The sequence below is a fragment of the Corallococcus sp. AS-1-12 genome, assembly GCF_020036995.1.
In the GTDB taxonomy this organism is placed as follows: Bacteria; Myxococcota; Myxococcia; order Myxococcales; family Myxococcaceae; genus Corallococcus.
The window spans coordinates 172,276-191,113 of the sequence record NZ_JAIQDD010000014.1 but is presented as its reverse complement, the minus strand read 5'-3'; the positions used below and the strand labels follow the sequence as shown (position 1 = coordinate 191,113).

General features: G+C 72.1%; 3 protein-coding genes (1 of these 3 cut by a window edge). 2 read left to right on the top strand and 1 reads right to left on the bottom strand.

Annotated features, from left to right (window positions below):
• The first annotated feature begins 885 nt into the window (after window positions 1-885).
• Window positions 886-1,938 (top strand): oxidoreductase, encoded by a 1,053-nt coding sequence (locus K8556_RS22685; RefSeq protein ID WP_223742160.1) that lies wholly within the window; start codon window positions 886-888, stop codon window positions 1,936-1,938.
• A gap of 4 nt (window positions 1,939-1,942) precedes the next feature.
• Here K8556_RS22685 and K8556_RS22680 read toward each other — a convergent pair whose 3' ends face one another.
• A complete protein-coding gene (locus K8556_RS22680) occupies window positions 1,943-2,416 on the bottom strand; it encodes a GNAT family N-acetyltransferase (protein WP_223742159.1) in 474 nt (157 codons plus the stop codon).
• A gap of 282 nt (window positions 2,417-2,698) precedes the next feature.
• Here K8556_RS22680 and K8556_RS22675 point away from each other — a divergent pair, with 282 nt between their 5' ends.
• Window positions 2,699-18,838 carry the beginning of a non-ribosomal peptide synthase/polyketide synthase gene (locus K8556_RS22675; RefSeq protein WP_223742158.1) on the top strand. Its footprint extends 16,230 nt past the window's final position, so 16,140 of the gene's 32,370 nt are visible here — the first part of the coding sequence; it begins with the start codon at window positions 2,699-2,701; its stop codon lies off the right edge, out of view.

Here is an 18,838-nt window from a genome sequence, read left to right as displayed (position 1 = left end):
CGCATTGTGCTCGAAGCTCCTGTCCCCCTTGTCGCTTGGCAGCCGGCCAACTGGCCTCGCTATTCCGCGCAGACCTCTAGTTGGACCGGTTCTGCGGCAACTGGCCCGAAACGGGCGCCTCTGACCGCGCCCCACCTTGGCGTTCGCGCATGCGCGACGTCTCGCCCCTGCCACTCAAGCCCGGTCTCGGGCGAAAGGTCGCGAGAACTGGTCCGACTGTCGGACAGGTTCTGCGGCAACCGGTCCCGCTCGGGTGCCTCGATCCGTGGCCCACCTTGGCGTTCGCGCATGCACGATGTCGCGTCCCTGTCGGACCCGTGCGGACTTGGGCATGCCTTGCGGAAATCGGTCCGACTGTGTTGGACAGGTTTCGAGGCGACCGGGCTTGGACGGCGGGCTCATCTGTCCGTGCCCGGCCTGGGTGTTCGTGCGTTCACGATGTCTCGCACCTGCCGGTCGAGTTCGACGTCGGGCCCGGGTGGTGAAAATCGGTCCAACTGTCGGACAGGTTTTGCGGCAACCGGGTTCGGTCGGGCGCCCCCTGCTCTCATATTGGAATCCGAACAGGCGCGATGTCTTGGCCCGCTGCTGAGAGCGGCGAGGCACTCGTCTTCAACTTCATGCGGAACGAACCCGCCCTTCTGTTGGACCGGTTTGGGGATGCGCGCTCGACCTCTGGCCGTGACCCCGTCTTGGTGTTCGCTCGTGCAGTCCGTGACCTGCCGCTTTCTCCGAAACGTCGCTTGCTGTGGCGGACCCCTTCGGGCCGCTGCCTGGGCGACGCTCTGCTGGCGTCGCCATCAATGCTCCGGTGTCGGGAAGGCGGCGGGGACTGGCATTCGTGGCTGTCCGCATCGGGGGCACTTCCCGCTAGCCTCTCGGTCCATGACCTCCGCTCGCGTCCCTGGCTCCCCGTTGCGGGTGGGCCTCCTTGGCTATGGCTTGTCCGGCTCGCGCTTCCATGGGCCGCTCATCGCCGCGGAACCTGCCTTCACGCTGGCCGCCGTGGCTTCGAGCCGCACGGATGCCGTGGCCCGCGACTGGCCCGGTGTCCGCACCGGGACCGTGGAGTCACTGCTGGCGGATCCGGACCTGGACGTGCTCGTCGTGTGCACACCCAATGAGTCGCATGCGTCGCTCGCGGGACAGGCGCTTCGCTCGGGCAAGCATGTGGTGGTGGAGAAGCCCTTCGCCCTGGACGCGGACGAGGCGCTGCGGCTGGACGCGCTCGCGAAGGAGCGCGGGCTCTGCCTCACCGTGTTCCACAACCGCCGCTGGGACGGTGACTTCCTCACCGTGCGTCAGTTGCTGGAGAAGGGACGGCTGGGGACGCTCTACAGCCTGGAGAGCCACTTCGATCGCTTGCGCCCCCAGGTGAAGGATCGCTGGAAGGAGCAGGACGTGCCCGGCGGCGGGACCCTTTGGGACCTGGGCTCTCACCTCGTGGATCAGGCCGTGCAACTCTTCGGCCTCCCTGAGTCGGTGGCCGCGGACCTGGGCCGGCAACGGCCGGGCGCGCAGGGCACGGACTGGTTCCACCTGGTGCTGCGCTACGGCGCGCTGCGCGTGGTCCTGCACTCCGGATCCGTGGTGCATGCGCCGTGGCCCCGCTTCGTGTTGCAGGGCGACCGGGATGCGTACGTGAAGCATGCGCTGGATCCGCAGGAGGGACAGCTCGAAGCGGGCCTGCGTCCCGGCCATCCGGACTTCGGCCGCGAACCCGTGGAGCGCCATGGCCGGTTGCTCGCCTCGGGGGAAACCGTTGCCACCGTCCCCGGAGCGTATGGCCAGTTCTACCGGCAGCTCGGCGCCGCCATCCTCCACGGCGCTCCCGTGCCCGTGACGGCGCTGAGCGCGAGTGAGACGGTGCGCGTCATCCAGGCCGCGATCCAGAGCGACCTGGAAGGCCGCCGCATTCCGCTGCCTCCTCGCGACTGAAACGTCAGAGCGTCTTCTCCAACACCAGGAACGTGGGCGACGCGTAGCCTGCGTGCGTTCCATGGGCATGGAAGACGTAGCCCTGACGCGCGTACCACGCATGGTGCGACGTGAGCGCGAGCCGTACCGACAGCCGCACTCGCGTCTGGCCCAGCTCGCGCGCTCGGGACTCCACCGCCGCCATGAGGCGCAGCGACACGCCCTGCCCCCGGTGCGCGGGCAGCACCGCGAGCCGGTCCAGGTACAGGTGATCTGCCTTCGGGTGGAAGAACACGCAGCCGAAGAGGATGCCGTCCGCCTCCGCGACGAAGGCGCTGCCGTCCGACAGCTCGCGCCGCACCACGGCCTCCGTCTTGTCGTGCGCGCTGGACGGCGGATCCAGGCGACCCCGGTATTCCTCGAAGGCGTCGCGCAGCACCTGGGTAATCCGCTCGGCGTCGGTGGGCTCAGCGTCGCGGATCCGGAAGGACTCGGGCATTCCCGAAGTCTAGTGGAAACGTCAGGCGCGGGCGTTTCACCACCACGGTGAAACACCGCTGAAACATGTCACCAGAGACCGGGCGTGGAGCGGAATTCCCCCAGTGTCGCCACTTCCGCGCGGCCGCGCTCCCGAGCGGGCTGACAGCCAAGCCCCCTGGTCCAAATCGCTGCGGACGTGTCGGAGGGCCTGTCTACTATCCCGCGCGCTCGCGAGTCCGGGAACCCGCCACATCTCCTTCCCGAGCGTCCGCGAGGCCCCCTCCCAAGGAGTCCCTTGCCCATGGCTTCCACCCCTGAGCAGAAGCGCGCGCGGCTGGCGGAACTGCTGCGCGAGAAGCGCCGCCCCACGTCGCGGGTCCCGGCGTCGTTCGGTCAGGAGCGCATGTGGTTCCAGGAGCGGCTGGCGCCCGGGCAGACCGGGTTGAACCTGCTCTACTCGGTGCGGCTGGAGGGCCTGCTCGATGTGCCCTCGCTGGCGGGGAGCCTGAACGAAGTGGTGCGCCGCCACGCGGTGCTGCGCACCACCTTCGTGGAGCAGGACGGACGGCCATGGCAGCGCGTCGCGCCCGAGCTGGACGTGCCCCTGCCCGTGGTTCCGGTGGCGGATGCCGCGGAGGCCTGGCGCGGGTTGCACGAGGCGGCTCGCGCGCCGTTCGACCTGGAGCAGGGGCCACTGCTGCGCGCCGTGCTCTTCGCCGTCTCCCCCACCGAGCACCTGTTGCTGCTCGCGCTGCACCACACCGTGTCCGACGGCTGGTCCATGGGCCTGCTGGTGCACGAACTGGGCGTGCTCTACGAGGCCCTGGCTTCGGGCGGGACGCCGGTGCTTCCCACGCTGGCGTTGCAGTACTCGGACTTCTCCGTGTGGCAGCGGGAGGCTTTGAAGGGGGAGGCGCTGGAGGCGGCGCTCGAGGTGTGGCGCTCGCGGCTGGATGCGCGGGCGGTCCTGTCGCTGCCCACGGATCGGCCCCGCACCGGACAGGCGGACAGCCGGGGCGCGACCGTGTCCTCGATGCTGCCCTCCGCGCTGGTCCAGCGGCTCGCGGCCCTGGCGGCGCAGGAGGGCACCACCCTCTTCACGGTGTTGCTCGCGGGCTTCAAGGTGTTGCTCCTGCGTTACTCCGGGCAGGAAGACCTCACGGTCGGAACGCCTGTCGCCGGACGCTCGCGCACGGAGCTGGAGCCGCTGGTCGGGTTGTTCGTCAACACGCTCGCGCTGCGCACTTCGCTTGAGGGGGACCCGTCATTCCGCTCGCTCGTGGGCCGCGTGCAGGCGACGTCGGTGGAGGCCTTCGCGCACCAGGACGTGCCCTTCGAGAAGCTGGTGGAGGTGCTCCAGCCTCCGCGCCAGTTGGACGTGCCGCCGTTCTTCCAGGTGATGTTCGTCCTGCAGAACACGCCCCTTCCGGCCGTGCGCCTGCCCGGGCTGTCGCTGGACGCGCAGTGGGTGGACAGCGGCTTCGCGCAGTTCGACCTCACCCTCTTCGCCTTCGAACAGGCGGACGGCCTGCGCCTCACCGCCGAGTACCGCACCGCCCTCTTCGATGAGGCGACGATGACGCGGCTGATGGGGCACCTGCGCGTCCTGCTGGAGGATGCCGTCTCCCGGCCGGATGCGCGCCTGTCGGAGTTGTCCCTCCTGGACGCGGAGGAGCGGCAGCGTGTGCTTCATGCGTGGAGCGGGCCCCGGGAAGCGTTTCCTCGCGGGGTGCTGCTGCATCAGCGGGTGGAAGCGCAGGTGGCTCGCACGCCGGACGCGGTGGCCGTCACGTTCGGAGAGACGGCGCTCACCTACGCGGAGCTGGATGCCCGGGCCAACCAGCTTGCGTGGCACCTGCGCTCCATGGGCGTGGGGCCGGAGGTCCGCGTCGGGTTGATGCTGGAGCGGTCGCTGGAGCTGGTGGTGGCGCTGCTCGCGACGTTGAAGGCCGGAGGGGCCTACGTTCCGCTGGATCCAGCCCTGCCCGCGCGGCGGCTCGCGTGGATGTTCGAGGACGCGCGGCCCGCAGTGGTGCTCATCCAGGAGCGGCTGGTGGCTCGGCTTCCGGCCGGAGACGCCGTGCCGGTGCTCCGCCTGGATTCCCAGTGGTCGGAGGTGGCCCGGCAGCCGTCCGGGACGCCGCCTCCGGTGGCCTCCGAGGACGCGCTCGCGTACGTCATCTTCACGTCCGGCAGCACGGGGCGGCCGAAGGGCGCGATGAACGCGCACGTAGGCATCGTCAACCGGCTCCTGTGGATGCAGGGGGCGCTGCCGCTGTCACCGGGCGACGCGGTGTTGCAGAAGACGCCGTTCAGCTTCGACGTATCCGTGTGGGAGTTCTTCTGGCCGCTGATGACGGGCGCGCGGCTGGTGGTGGCTCGGCCCGGAGGACACCAGGAGCCGGAGTACCTGGCGGACCTCATCGCGCGGGAGCGCATCACCGTCACGCACTTCGTGCCGTCCATGCTCCAGGCGTTCCTGGAGGCACCCGGCCTGGCGCGGTGCGAGTCGCTGCGCCAGGTGGTGTGCAGCGGTGAAGCGATGCCGCTGGAGCTGGCGGAACGGTGCCTGGCGCGGCTGCCCCAGGTCCGGCTACACAACCTCTATGGCCCCACCGAGGCCGCGGTGGAGGTCACCGCGTACGAGTGCGTCCGCGGCGCGCTGGGGCGCTCGGTGCCCATCGGGCATCCGGTGGCGAATACGGACATCCGGCTGTCGGACGCGTCGCTGCGGCCGGTGCCCCAGGGCGTTCCCGGCGAGCTGTTCATCGGGGGCGTGCAGGTAGGCCGAGGGTATCTGGGCCGCCCGGACCTGACCGCGGAGCGCTTCATCCCGGACGCGTACAGCGACGTGCCGGGGGCCCGGCTGTACCGCACGGGGGACCTCGCCCGGTGGCTGCCCGATGGCGCCATCGAGTACCTGGGCCGCACCGACTTCCAGGTGAAGGTGCGCGGGCTGCGCATCGAGCTGGGGGAGATCGAGGCCGCGCTGGAGCAGCACCCGGCCGTGCGACAAGCCGTCGTCGTGGCGCTCGCGGGCGTCACGGCGAGCGACACGCGGCTGGTGGCGTATCTCGTCGGCCGGACGGAGGTGCCGGGGACGGAGGCCCTTCGGACGTTCCTCTCGGAGAAGCTCCCCGAGTACATGGTGCCCGGTGCCTTCGTGGCGCTGGCGGCCTTGCCCCTCACGTCCAGCGGCAAGGTCGACCGCAGGGCGCTGCCCGTGCCCGACGTCGCCTCGGGAGTGGCGCCGGAGTATGTCGCGCCTCGCACTCCTCTGGAGGAACGGCTGGCTTCGCTCTGGGCGGAGCTGCTGCGCGTGGAGCGCGTGGGCGTGCACGATGACTTCTTCGCGCTGGGCGGACATTCGCTGCTCGCCACGCAGCTCCTTTCGCGCATCCGCTCGGCGTTGCAGGTGGAGCTGCCGCTGCGCTCGGTATTCAAGGCGTCCACGCTCGCGGCCCTGGCTTCGACGCTGGAGGAGGCGCGGAGCCGGAGCGAGGGTCCTCGGGCTCCGCCCTTGCGGCCCGTGAGCCGGGAGGGCGAGCTCGCGCTGTCGTTCGCGCAGCAGCGCCTTTGGTTCCTGGAGCAGCTTCAGCCCGGGGGCGTTGCGTACAACCTGCCCGGGACCGTCCTGCTCGAAGGCGCGCTCCAGGTTCCCGCGCTGCGGCAGGCCCTGGATGCGCTGGTCGAACGCCATGAGGTGCTGCGCACCACGTTCGCCTCTGGCGCCCACGGGCCGGTCCAGCGCATCGCGCCCCCGGCGCCGTGCCCTTTCGAGTTCGTGGACCTGGCTGACCTGCCATTGCGGGACTTCGTCGCCTCGCAGGCGCGGCGGCCTTTCGACCTGGCTCGGGGTCCGCTCTTCCGGGCGGTGCTCGTGCGGATTGAGGAGATGCGGCATGTGCTGCTCGTCCTCACGCACCACATCGCATCGGACGGCTGGTCCACGGGGGTGCTCGTGCGTGAGCTCGTTGCCCTTTATCGGGCCTTCGCTTCCGGCCAGCGTCCTTCGCTTCCGCCACTTCCCATCCAGTACGCGGACTTCGCCGCGTGGCAGCGCTCGTGGCTCCAGGGTGAGGTGCTCACCTCGCAGCTTGCGTTCTGGCGGGCGCAGCTCGCGGACGCGCCTCCGCTCTTGATGCTCCCCACGGACCGGCCGCGCCCGGCGGCGCAGACGTTCTCGGGGGACCAGCTCGCGGTGCGGCTGTCCCGGACGCTGACGGACGGCGTGCATGCCGTGGCGAGGCAGACGGGCGCCACACCCTTCATGGTGCTGCTGGCCGCGTACCAACTGCTGCTGTCCCGGTACGCCGGACAGGACGACGTCAGCGTGGGCGCTCCCGTCGCGGGCCGCACACGTTCGGAGACGGAGGGGCTGATCGGCTTCTTCGTCAACACGCTGGTGCTGCGCGCTCGCATCGACCCTCGCGCTTCGTTCCGGACGCTGCTCGCCCAGGTTCGCGCCACGACGCTCGGCGCCTTCGAACACCAGGACGTCCCCTTCGAGAAGCTGGTGGAGGAGCTCCAGCCCGCTCGCGACCCGAGCCACACGCCGTTCTTCCAGGTCACCCTCACCCTCCAGAACGCGCCCACCGCGGAGTGGCGGCTGCCCGACCTCACGCTGCGCGAGCTGCCCCCTCCCTTCACCCCGTCGAAGTACGACTTCAGCCTCATCCTGGAGGAGTCGCCGGACGGCTTCACCGGCAGCCTCCACTACAACACCGACCTCTTCGACGCCGTCTTCCTCCAGGGGCTGATGCAGGGCTACGCCACGCTGCTGGAAGCGCTCCCCGGACGCCTGGAGGTTCCGGTGGCGCAACTGCCGCTGATGTCCACCGAGGCACGGCGTCAGGTGCTGGAGGACTGGAGCGGCGTCGCCTCCGTCCGGGACTTCTCCGCGGAGTCCATCCCGGCCCGCTTCGCGGAGCAGGTCGCTCGGGCTCCGGACGCGGTGGCGCTCGTGTCCGAGTCCGGAAGCCTGTCCTATGCACGGCTCGATGCCCGGGCGAACCAGCTCGCCCACCACCTTCGCGCCTCTGGCATCTCCGAGGGCAGCCGCGTGGCCGTGCTGTTGCCGCGCTCCGTGGAACTCATCGTCTCACTGCTGGCCGTGCTCAAGAGCGGCGCGGCCTATGTCCCCGTCGACCTGAACGCTCCGCCCGAGCGCTGGTCCCTCCTGCTGGAGCAGTCCGGGGCGGGGATGGTCATCACGCTGGAGGCGCTCGCGGATGAACTGCCGTCGCTGATGACGCCGCTGGTGCTGTTGGACGCGGACGCGCCCCGGCTGGCTTCGCGTCCAGAGACAGCGCCGCCGGAGCCGCGTGCGGCTGGCGACAGGCTGGCCTATGTCCTCTTCACCTCGGGCTCTACCGGGACGCCCAAGGGCGTCTGCGTTCCGCACCGCGCCGTCTCGCGGCTGGTGGTGGACACCGGCTTCATGCGCTTCGGCCCGGAGGAGGTCTTCCTCCAGCTCGCGCCGGCCGCGTTCGATGCCTCGACGCTCGAGATCTGGGGGGCGTTGCTGCATGGGGCCCGGCTCGTGCTCGCGCCGCCAGGGGAGCTGTCCCTCTCGCGCATCGCGGAGGGGGTGACAGGGCACCGTGTCACCACGCTGTGGCTCACGGCCGCGCTCTTTGAACAGATGGCCGTGCACCATCCGGAGGCCCTCGCCTCCGTGGCGCAGGTGCTGGCGGGAGGCGACGTGCTCCCGGCGTCCCGCGTGCGTGAACACCTGGCGCGGATGCGTCCGGGCACGGTGTTGATCAACGGCTACGGGCCCACCGAGAACACCACCTTCTCCGCCACGCACGTGATGCATGCGGGCGACGCCGTGGAGACCGCCGTTCCCATCGGGCGTCCCCTGCCCCACTCCACCGCGTACGTGCTGGATCCGGCGATGCGTCCCGTGCCCCCTGGCATGCCAGGAGAGCTGTACGTCGGCGGCGAGGGACTGGCGTGGGGCTACCTCCACCAGCCAGCCCTCACCGCCGAACGCTTCGTGCCCCACCCGTTCAGCGCGGCACCGGGAGCACGGCTCTACCGCACCGGCGACAGGGCACGCTGGAGCGCGGACGGCACGTTGGACTTCCTGGGGCGCACCGACTTCCAGGTGAAGCTGCGCGGCTTCCGCATCGAACCGGGTGAGGTCGAAGCGGCCCTGCGCGGACTGCCGGGAGTGCACGAAGCCGTGGCCCTGGTGCGCGAGGACGTCGCCGGAGACAAGCGGCTGGTGGCCTACGTCGCCGGTGCGGCGCTGGACGGCAGGGCCTTGCGCTCGGAGCTTCAGCAGCGGCTTCCTGACTACCTGATCCCCAGCGCCATCGTGGTGCTGGACGCCCTGCCGCTCAACGCCAACGGGAAGCTGGACCGCTCCGCCCTCCCCGCTCCGGAAGCCCCCGCGGCTTCGGCGGACACGTACGTCGCGCCTCGCGACGCGGTGGAGGAGCAGCTCGCCGCCCTCTTCGCGGAGGTGCTGCACGTGCCTCGCGTGGGCATCCACGATGACTTCTTCGACCTGGGGGGCCACTCCCTGCTGGCCACGCAGGTGGTGTCCCGCCTGCGCTCGTCGCTGGGCGTGGAGCTGCCCCTGGGCGACCTCTTCGCCGCGCCCACGGTGGAGACGCTCGCGGTCCGTGTGGCGGCCCTTCGCTCGCGGGGGGACTCCCGGCCGGGGACGCCGCCGCTCGTGGCCGTGCCTCGCTCCGGCCCCGTGCCGCTGTCCTATGCGCAGCAGCGGCTGTGGTTCCTGGATCAACTCCAGCCCGGCAGCGCCTTCTACAACGTGCCCGGCATCCTGGTGCTCGACGGCGCGCTGGATGCCTCCGCGCTGGAGCAGTCCCTCCAGGCCCTGGTGCGCCGGCATGCGGTCCTGCGCACCACGTTCGTGTCCGACGGGGACTCGCCGGTCCAGCGTCTCCATGCCGAAGCGGCGCTCACGCTGCCCGTCGTCTCGCTGGAGTCCCTCCCCGAGGACCGCCGTGACGCCGAGGCGCACCGGCTCGCCGCCTCCGAGGCCGAGCGGCCGTTCAACCTGGGCACCGGGCCGCTCGTGCGCGCCGTGCTGCTGCGGCTGGAGTCACGGCGTCACTGGCTGCTGCTCACGCTGCACCACATCGTCTCCGACGGCTGGTCCATTGGCGTCTTCGCTCGCGAGCTGGGCGCGCTGTACCGGGCCTTCGCTTCCGGTGAGGCTCCAGCGCTGCCTCCCCTGCCCCTCCAGTACGCGGACTTCGCCCTCTGGCAGCGCTCGTGGCTCCAGGGAGACGTGCTCCAGGCGGAGCTGGAGTGGTGGCGCGGGCAGCTCGACGGCGCGCCCACCGCGCTGGAGCTCCCCACCGACCGGCCCCGCCCCGCGGCGCAGTCGTTCCGGGGCGCTTCGCTTCCCGTGACGCTGTCCCCGGACGTGTCCGGCGCGGTGAAGGCGCTGGCGGCCCGCGAAGGCGCCACGCCGTTCATGGTGCTCCTCGCGGGCTTCCAGTTGGTGATGGCTCGCTACTCGGGCCAGGACGACGTGCTCGTGGGCTCCGCCATCGCCAACCGCAACCGCGCGGAGACGGAGGGGCTCATCGGCTTCTTCGTGAACACGCTGGTGCTGCGGGCCCGCATCGACCCTCGCGCTTCGTTCCGGACGCTGCTCGCCCAGGTGAAGGCGACGACGCTCGCGGCGTACGCGCACCAGGACCTTCCCTTCGAGAAGCTGGTGGAGGGCATGCAGGGCGCCCGGGACCTGAGCCGGTCCCCGCTGTTCCAGGTGGCGTTCACCTTCCAGAACGCTCCCGCGGACGCGCTGGACCTTCCCGGCCTCCGCCTGGAGCTGCGCGGCGGGGAGATGACCACGGCGAAGTTCGACCTGGACTTCAGCCTCCACGAGCGGGACGGCGCGTTCAGCGGCGACCTGAACTTCAGCACCGACCTGTTCGACCCCGCCACCGTCGCGCGGATGATGGCGCACTTCCAGGCGCTGCTCGCGGCGCTCACGGCCCGGCCTGACGCGCCCGTGCGGGAGCATTCGCTGCTCGACGCCGGGGAGCGCCAGCGCGTGCTCGTGGACTGGAACGCCACGCAGCGCCCGCTCGCGCCCCACACCGTGCCGGAGCTGTTCGCGGCCCAGGTGCTCCGCGCTCCGGAGGCCGTCGCGGTCCAGCATGAAGGCCAGGTGCTCACCTACGCGGCGCTGGCGGAGCGGGCGCGGCGGCTGGCCCGGCGGCTGCGCGCCTTCGGGCTCCCTCCGGAGGCCCGGGTCGCGCTGTGCGTGGAACGCGGGCTGGAGCTGGTGGTGGGGATGCTCGGCATCCTGGAGGCGGGCGGCTGCTACGTGCCCATGGACCCCGCGTATCCACGCTCGCGCCTCGCGTTCATGTTCGAGGACGCGGGCATCCGCGCGGTGGTGGGCCAGCGGGACCTGCTGGGCGCCCTGCCTGGACACTCCCTGCCCACGGTCTTCCTGGAGCCGGAGGAACCCGGCCAGGAGCCGGTGCCCGCGTCGGTGGACGTCACCGTGCGGCCGGGGCAACTGGCCTACGTGCTCTACACGTCGGGCTCCACGGGCACGCCCAAGGGCGTGGGCATCACGCACCAGTCCATCGTGCACCTGGTGCGGGACACGAACTACGCCCAGCTCGGGCCGGATGACCGCGTGGTGCAGGCGGGCACGCCTTCGTTCGACCTGGCCACCTTCGAGGTCTGGGGCGCGCTGCTCAACGGCGCGCGGCTCGTCATCCTGCCGCGTGAGGTGACGCTGGCTCCGGCGGAGCTGGCTCGCACACTGCGCGAGGCCGGCGCCACCACGGCCCTGTTCGCCACGGCCCTGTTCCACACCGTGGCGCGTGAAGTCCCTGATGCCTTCGCCACGATGCGCACGGTCCTCTATGCCGGTGAGGCCGCGAACGCGGACGCGGCTCGCGCGGTGCTGCGCGCGGGGCCTCCGGGCCGGCTGGTGAACCTGTACGGCCCCACGGAGACGACCGTGGGCGTCACCACGCATGACATCGTGGGCCTGCCGGAGCACGCGGCGTCGGTGCCCATCGGCCGGCCGATGACGCGCGTCCAGACGTACGTGCTGGATGCGCACGGCCAGCCCGTGCCGGTGGGCGTCCCGGGCGAGCTGTACCTGGGTGGTGACGGTCTGGCCCGGGGATACCTGGGGCGCCCCGCGCTGACGGCGGAGCGCTTCGTGCCTTCACCGTTTGGCGACGTGCCCGGTGCGCGGCTGTACCGCACGGGCGACCGGGTGCGCTGGCTCGCGGATGGGACGCTGGACTTCCTGGGCCGCATGGACACGCAGGTGAAGCTGCGCGGCTTCCGCATCGAGCTGAGCGAGGTGGAGGCCGTCCTGCGTCAGCACACCTCGGTGAAGGCCGCGGTGGCGGGGGTGGTCGAGGATCGCCTCGTGGCGTGGTTCGTGCCGGGAGCTCCGGTGGAGGCAGCGGTGTTGCGCGCCTTCGTCTCCGAACGGCTGCCCGCGCCGCTGGTGCCCTCCGCGTTCGTGTCGCTGGACGCGCTTCCGCTCACGCCCGTGGGCAAGGTGGACCGCAAGGCGCTGCCTGCTCCGGACGCGCGCTCGGTCGCCGCCGGGCCCGTGGGGCCGGAGCGGATGACGCTCATCCAGCAGCGCATCGCCGCGCTGTTCCAGGACCTGCTCCGCCTGGAATCGGTGGGGCTGCACGATGACTTCTTCGTCATCGGGGGGCACTCACTGCTCGCCACGCAGCTCGTCTCCCGGCTGCGTTCGACCTTCGGCGTGGAGCTGCCGCTGCGCGCCCTCTTCGATGCGCCCACCGTCGCACGCCTCACGGAGCGGGTGGAGGCCAGCCTCCTCTCGCGCGTGGAGGGACCGCGCGTCCCGGCCCTCGTCGCCACGTCGCGGGACCGGGACCTGCCGGTGTCCTACGCGCAGCAACGGCTGTGGGTGGTGGAGCAGCTCCGCCCAGGCGGCAGCCATTACACGATCGCCACCGCGCTGCGGCTGGACGGCGCGTTGGATGTGGAGGCGCTGCGCCGCGCCCTGGAGCTCGTGGTCTCCCGGCATGAGGCCCTGCGCACCACGTTCGCGATGAAGGAGGGCCAGCCCGTGCAGCACGTGCACCCGGCGGGCACTTGGGAGCTGCCGGTCACCGACCTGGGCACCGTGCCGCAAGAGTCCCGCGAGGCCGAGGCCCAGCGGCGCTCCGTGGAGGAGGCCGCGCTCCCCTTCGACCTGGGCCGGGGACCGCTCCTGCGCACGCGGCTGCTCCGCCTGGACGCACGGGAGCACCTGTTGCTCCTGTGCATGCACCACATCGTCTCCGACGGCTGGTCGCTGGGCGTGCTCGTCCGCGAGGTGGCTGGCGCCTACGAGGCCTTCGCTTCGGGCCGGACGCCCGTGTTGCCGGCGCTGCCGGTGCAGCCCGCGGACTTCGCCGTGTGGCAGCGCTCCTGGCTCCAGGGGGAGGTGCTGGCGCGGGAGGTGTCGTGGTGGAAGCAGCACCTCGCCGGGGCCCCCCAGGTGCTGGAGCTGCCCACGGACAAGGCGCGTCCGCCGCTCCAGTCCACGAAGGGGGCGCTGCTCCCCGTGCACCTTCCGTCCGCGGGCGTGGAGCGCTTGATGGCGTTGGGCCGCTCGGAGGGCGCGACGCCGTACATGGCGCTGCTCGCGGTGTGGCAGGTGCTGCTGTCGCGGTACTCGCGGCAGGAGGAGCTGCTGGTGGGCTCGCCCATCGCGGGCCGCGACCGGGCGGAGCTGGAGGGGCTGGTCGGCTTCTTCGTGAACACGCTGGTGCTGCGCGGGCGCGTGCGGCCGGGGGACTCGTTCCGGACGCTGCTGTCCCAGGTCCGGGCCACGGCGCTCGCCTCCTTCGAGCACCAGGACCTGCCGTTCGAGAAGCTGGTGGAGGAGCTCCAGGTGGCGCGCGACCTGAGCCGCAACCCGCTGGTGCAGACGGTGTTCGCGCTCCAGAACGCGCCCGCTGGCGAGCTGAAGGCGCCGGGGCTCACGCTGCGGCCCGTGCCGGTGGACAACGCCACGGCCCGCTTCGACCTGGGCCTGTTGCTGCACGAGGCGCCGGACGGCCTGCGCGGCGTCATCGAGTACAGCACGGACCTCTTCGAGCGTCCCACCGTGGAGCGGCTGGCCGGCCACCTGCGCACGCTGCTGGATGCCGTCGTCGCCGCTCCGGACGTCCCCCTGGCCCAGGTGGAGTGGCTCACTCCCGAGGAACGCCAGCAGGTGCTCACGGTGTGGAACGCGACTGGCGTGGACTACCCGCGTGAGTCGAACCTCGTGGTGCGCTTCGCGCTCCAGGTCGCGCAGCGTCCGGAGGCCATCGCGCTGGAAGCAGGTGACGCGCGGCTGACGTATTCGATGCTCGATGCGCGGGCGAACGCGCTGGCCTGGGTGCTGCGCTCGCATGGCGTGGGGCCGGACGCGCTGGTGGCGGTGTGCCTGGAGCGCTCCGTGGAGCTCGTCGTCACGCTCCTGGCCATCCTCAAGGCGGGCGGGGCCTATGTGCCCCTGGATGCCGCGTATCCCGCGCGGCGACTGGCCCTCATGCTGGAGGACGCGCCGCCCCGGCTGCTCGTCACCACCCGCGCGCTGCGGGCGTCGCTGCCGGTCGCGGAGGCCGTGCCGTGCGTCTTCGTGGAGGAGACGCCCCTGGAGGACCAGCCCTCCGCGGCGCCGGACGTGGCGCTCTCCTCGCGGAACCTCGCGTACGTGGACTTCACCTCCGGCAGCACCGGCCGCCCCAAGGGCGTCGCCGTGGAGCACCGGGGCGTGCTGCGGCTGCTGCACGGCGCCCCCTGGGCCCGCTTCACTCCGGACGAGACCTTCCTGCTGATCGCGCCGCTGTCCTTCGACGCGTCGACGTTGGAGTTGTGGGGCCCGCTGCTGTCCGGCGGCAGGCTGGTGGTCTTCCCGCCCCGGCCGCCCACGGACCTGGAGCTGCTGGGGCAGATCCTCCGCCGTCACGGCGTCACGTCGCTCTACCTGTCCGCGGGCTTGTTCGCGCAGGTGGTGGACGTGAAGCTGGAGGTGCTGCGCGGGCTGCGGCAGCTCTTCGTCGGCGGGGACGTCCTGTCCCCCACGCACACGCGCCGCGTGGTGGAGACGCTGGGCCTCCCGGTGGTCAACGGCTACGGCCCCACCGAGGCCACCGTCTTCACCTGCTGCCTGCGCATGGAGCGGCCCGGGGACGTCCCGGCCGAGGCGATCCCCATCGGGCCGCCGCTGCCGAACACGCGGACGTTCGTGGTGGACGGCTCGCTGCGGCCGGTGCCCGTGGGCGTTCCGGGGGAGCTGCTCATCGGCGGGGACGGGCTCGCGCGGGGCTACCTCTCCCGTCCGGACCTCACCGCGGAGCGCTTCATCCCCCACCCCTTCGCCACCACTCCCGGAGAGCGCGTGTACCGCACGGGAGACCGGGTGCGCTGGCGCGCGGACGGGAGCCTGGAGTTCCTGGGCCGCATCGACACCCAGGTGAAGGTGCGCGGCTACCGCATCGAGCTGTCCGAGGTCGAGGCCGCCCTCCGGGACTGGCCCGCCGTCAGCGACGCGGCCGTGCTCGTGCGCGAGGACGTGCCCGGCGACAAGCGGCTCGTGGCCTACGTGGTGGCCGGCGCGCTGGACGTCCAGGCGCTGCGCGAACACCTGCGGCAGCGGCTGCCCGAGTACATGGTCCCGGCCGCGTTCGTCCCGCTGCCCGCGCTGCCGCTCACCGCCACCGGCAAGCTGGACCGCCAGGCCCTGCCCGCGCCGGACGTCTCGGCGAGTGCTCGCAAGGGGCGGTTCGTGGAGCCCGCGGATCCGCTGGAGGAACAGCTCGCCGCCATCTGGGCCCGGGAGCTGGGCGCGCGGAGCGTCGGCGTCCACGATCACTTCTTCGAGGACCTGGGCGGCACGTCGCTCACCGTGGTCCGCGTCGCCAGCCGGTTGCACGAGGCGCTCCAGCGCGACGTGCCCGTGGTCTGGCTGTTCGAACATCCGACGGTCCACGCACTGGCCCGGCGGCTGGTGCGCGAGGGGCACCCCGAGCGCCTCGCGACGCCCCCCGTCCCTGCCTCCACTCCGCCGGTGGAGCCCATCCCGTCCGTGCCCTCCACGCCCGCTTCCGCACCGGTTCCCGCGCCCATGACCTCCAGCTCCGCTTCCACGGCCGCGACGGACCGGGCGGCCGCGCCGCCGTCGAACGCCATCGCCATCATCGGCATGTCCGGGCGCTTCCCGGGCGCCGCGTCGGTGGAGGAGTTCTGGCGCAACCTTCGTGAGGGCGTGGAGTCCATCTCCCGCTTCACGCCCGAGGAGCTGGAGCCGATGCCCGGCCTTCCTCCGGGCGTGGCGCTGTCACAGCATCCGGGGTTCGTGCCCGCGCAGGGGGTGCTCGCGGACATCGACCAGTTCGATCCCGCGTTCTTCGACATGTCCCTGCGCGAGGCGCAGTGGACCGACCCGCAGCAGCGGATGTTCCTCCAGTGCGCGTGGGCGGCGCTGGAGGACGCGGGACTCGATCCGGCGCGCTTCCCGGGCGTCATCTCCCTCTTCGCGGGCGCGAACGAGTCCGGGTACGCGAACGAGGTGCGGCGGCACCTGCCGTTGGACTCGGCGGCGTTCTTCGAGCTGTACGGCACGGCGACCTACCAGAGCCTGCCGACGAAGGTGTCCTACAAGCTGGGGCTCACCGGTGAGAGCCTGCTCGTGTACACGGCGTGCTCCACGGGGCTCGTGGCGGTGCACGTCGCGTGTCAGAACCTGTTGTCCGGTCTGTCGGACGTGGCGCTCGCGGGCGCGACGCGGCTGTCCGTGCCGCAGCGCACCGGCTACGTGCACCAGGAGGGGATGATCTACTCCCCGGACGGGCACTGCCGCGCCTTCGACGCGCAGGGCAAGGGCACCGTCTCCGGCAGCGGCGTGGCGGCCGTGGTGCTCAAGCGGCTGGAGGACGCGGTCCGCGACGGCGACCCCATCCACGCCGTCATCCGAGCCACCGCCGTCAACAACGACGGGCGCGACAAGTCCGGCTTCACGGCGCCGAGCGTGCAGGGTCAGGCGGCCGTCATCACCCAGGCGCTGCGCCGCTCCGGCGTGGCGGCGGCGGACATCGGCTACGTGGAGGCCCACGGGACGGCGACGCCGCTGGGCGACCCCATCGAGGTCGCGGCGCTCCAGCGCGCCTACGGCCTGGGGGCCGAGCACCGGGGCACCATCCCGCTGGCGTCGCTCAAGACGAACGTGGGCCACCTGGACACGGTGGCGGGGCTCGCGGGGCTGATCAAGGTCGCGCTGTCGCTGCGCGAGGAGGAGATTCCTCCCAGCCTCCACTTCGAGGCGCCGAACCCGCGGATCGACTTCGACGCGGGGCCGTTCTTCGTCAACACGCGCCTGCGGCCCTGGCCTCGGGGGAGGACGCCCCGGCGCGCGGCGGTGAGTTCGTTTGGCGTGGGCGGGACGAACGCGCACGCCGTGCTGGAGGAGGCGCCCGTCATCCGGAGCGGGCCCACGACGCGCTCACACCAACTGTTCGTGCTGTCGGCGCGCTCGCCGGAGTCTCTGGAGGCGGGAGCGCTGGCGCTGGCGTCGCACGTGCTGGCGGACCGGTCTCCGGAGGCGCTGGAGGCCGCGTCGTTGAAGCTGGCGGATCAGGTCCTGGCCGCGCGTTCGCCGGAGGCCCTGGAGGCGGCGGCGAAGCAGCTTGCGTTGCGCGTGCTGTCGGCGCGCTCGCCGGAGTCGCTGGAGGCGTTGTCGGCGCGGTTCTCCTTGGAGGTCGTGGGGGATGCGGGGGCGTTCGCGGACGCCGCGTACACGCAGGCCGTGGGGCGCCGGGCCTTCGAGTACCGGCGTGTGGTGGTCGCCCGGGACGCGGAGGAGCTGGCGAAGCAGCTTCGCAAGCCGGCCACGCCCGCGCGGTTGAAGGACGTGGAGGCGGCGCGCCGCAAGCGGGTGGCGTTCGTCTTCTCCGGTCAGGGCTCGCAGCAGGTGGGCATGGGGCGGGAGCTGGATGCGACCGTGCCCGCGTTCCGCGCGCAGGTGGACGCGTGCCTGACGCTGCTGGATGCGCCGCTGCGTTCGAGGGTGGAAGCGCTGCTGCGTCCGGCGCCCGGCCAGGAGGCGGAGGCGGCCGCGATGCTCTCCGACACCCGGGGCGCGCTGCCGGCCCTGTTCACGGTGCAGGTGGCGCTGGCCCGGCTGTGGCAGGCGTGGGGCATCGCTCCGCACGCGGTGCTGGGGCACAGCTTCGGTGAGTACGCCGCCGCCTGTGTCGCGGGCGTGCTCTCGCTGCCGGATGCGCTGCGATTGGCCGTGGTTCGCGGGGAGCTGATGCACCGGCTGCCACCGGGCGCGATGCTCGGCGTGGCGCTGCCCGCGTCGGAGGTCCAGCCGCTGCTGTCCGGACGGCTGACGCTCGCGGCCGTGAACGCGCCGGACCGGTGTGTCGTCTCCGGGCCGGTGGACGAGGTGGAGCGCCTCCATGCGGAGTTGCAGCAGCGCAAGGCGGGCGCGGTGCGCATGCCGTCGGGACATGCGTTCCACTCGGCGGACGTGGAGCCGTTGATGGTGGAGCTGGCGCGCGCGGTGGGGGCGCTCCAGCGGCACGAGCCTTCCGTGCGGTACGTCTCCAGCCTCACGGGGGCGCTGGCGCGTCCGGGTGAGCTGGCCGCGCCGGAGTACTGGGCCACGCAGATGCGGCAGCCCGTGCGCTTCACCGACGCGGTGGGGGCGCTGCTGGAGGAAGGGTGCGGCGTGTTGCTGGAGGTGGGGCCCGGCCAGGACCTCACCCCGCTGATCCGCGCGTGCCTGGGCGAGGACCGGGAGCGCGTGAAGGCGCTCGCGTCCCTGCGCAGGGGCGGCGCGACGACGGAGCAGTCGGGGTTGCTCCAGTGCGTGGGCGAGCTGTGGATGCAGGGGCTGGAGGTGGACTGGACCGCGTTCTACGCCCACGAGCAGCGCCGCCGCGTTCACCTGCCGACGTACAGGTTCCTGCGCAAGCGCTGCTGGGTGGAGCCTCGCGGTCAGGACGGTGCGCCCGTGGTCACCGACGCAAGCGCGTCACCCCAGGCTTCGAGCATGCCGTCCACGAGCGCGCACACCGGCACGCTCGCGTCGTCCCCGGCTTCGAGCGTGCACAGCGGTAGTCCTGGGATGTCCTCCGCTTCGCCCGCGCTCACGAGCGCGGCAGTGCCCCCCCCGCCCGTGGAGCCTCCTGCCCGCCTGGTTCCCGGGAGTCATGCGGAGACACCTCCGCCCGAGGAGCCTCCTTCCCGCCCGGCTCCCGGGGGCCATGCGGTGACGTCTCCACCCTTGGAGCACCCTGCCCTCCCGGTCCCGGGGGGCCGTGAGGACGCGCCTCGCGGTGACGTGGAGGTCCGCATCGCCACGCTGTGGCGTCAGCGGCTGGGCGTGGACTTCGTCGGGCGTGATGACAACTTCCTGGAGCTGGGCGGCAACTCGCTGATGGCCGCGCAGCTCCTC

Excerpts from the sequence above, each read along its gene's own strand:
- K8556_RS22680 (WP_223742159.1), bottom strand. The coding sequence starts at position 2,416 with ATGCCCGAGTCCTTCCGGATCCGCGACGCTGAGCCCACCGACGCCGAG.
- K8556_RS22685 (WP_223742160.1), top strand. The coding sequence starts at position 886 with ATGACCTCCGCTCGCGTCCCTGGCTCCCCGTTGCGGGTGGGCCTCCTT.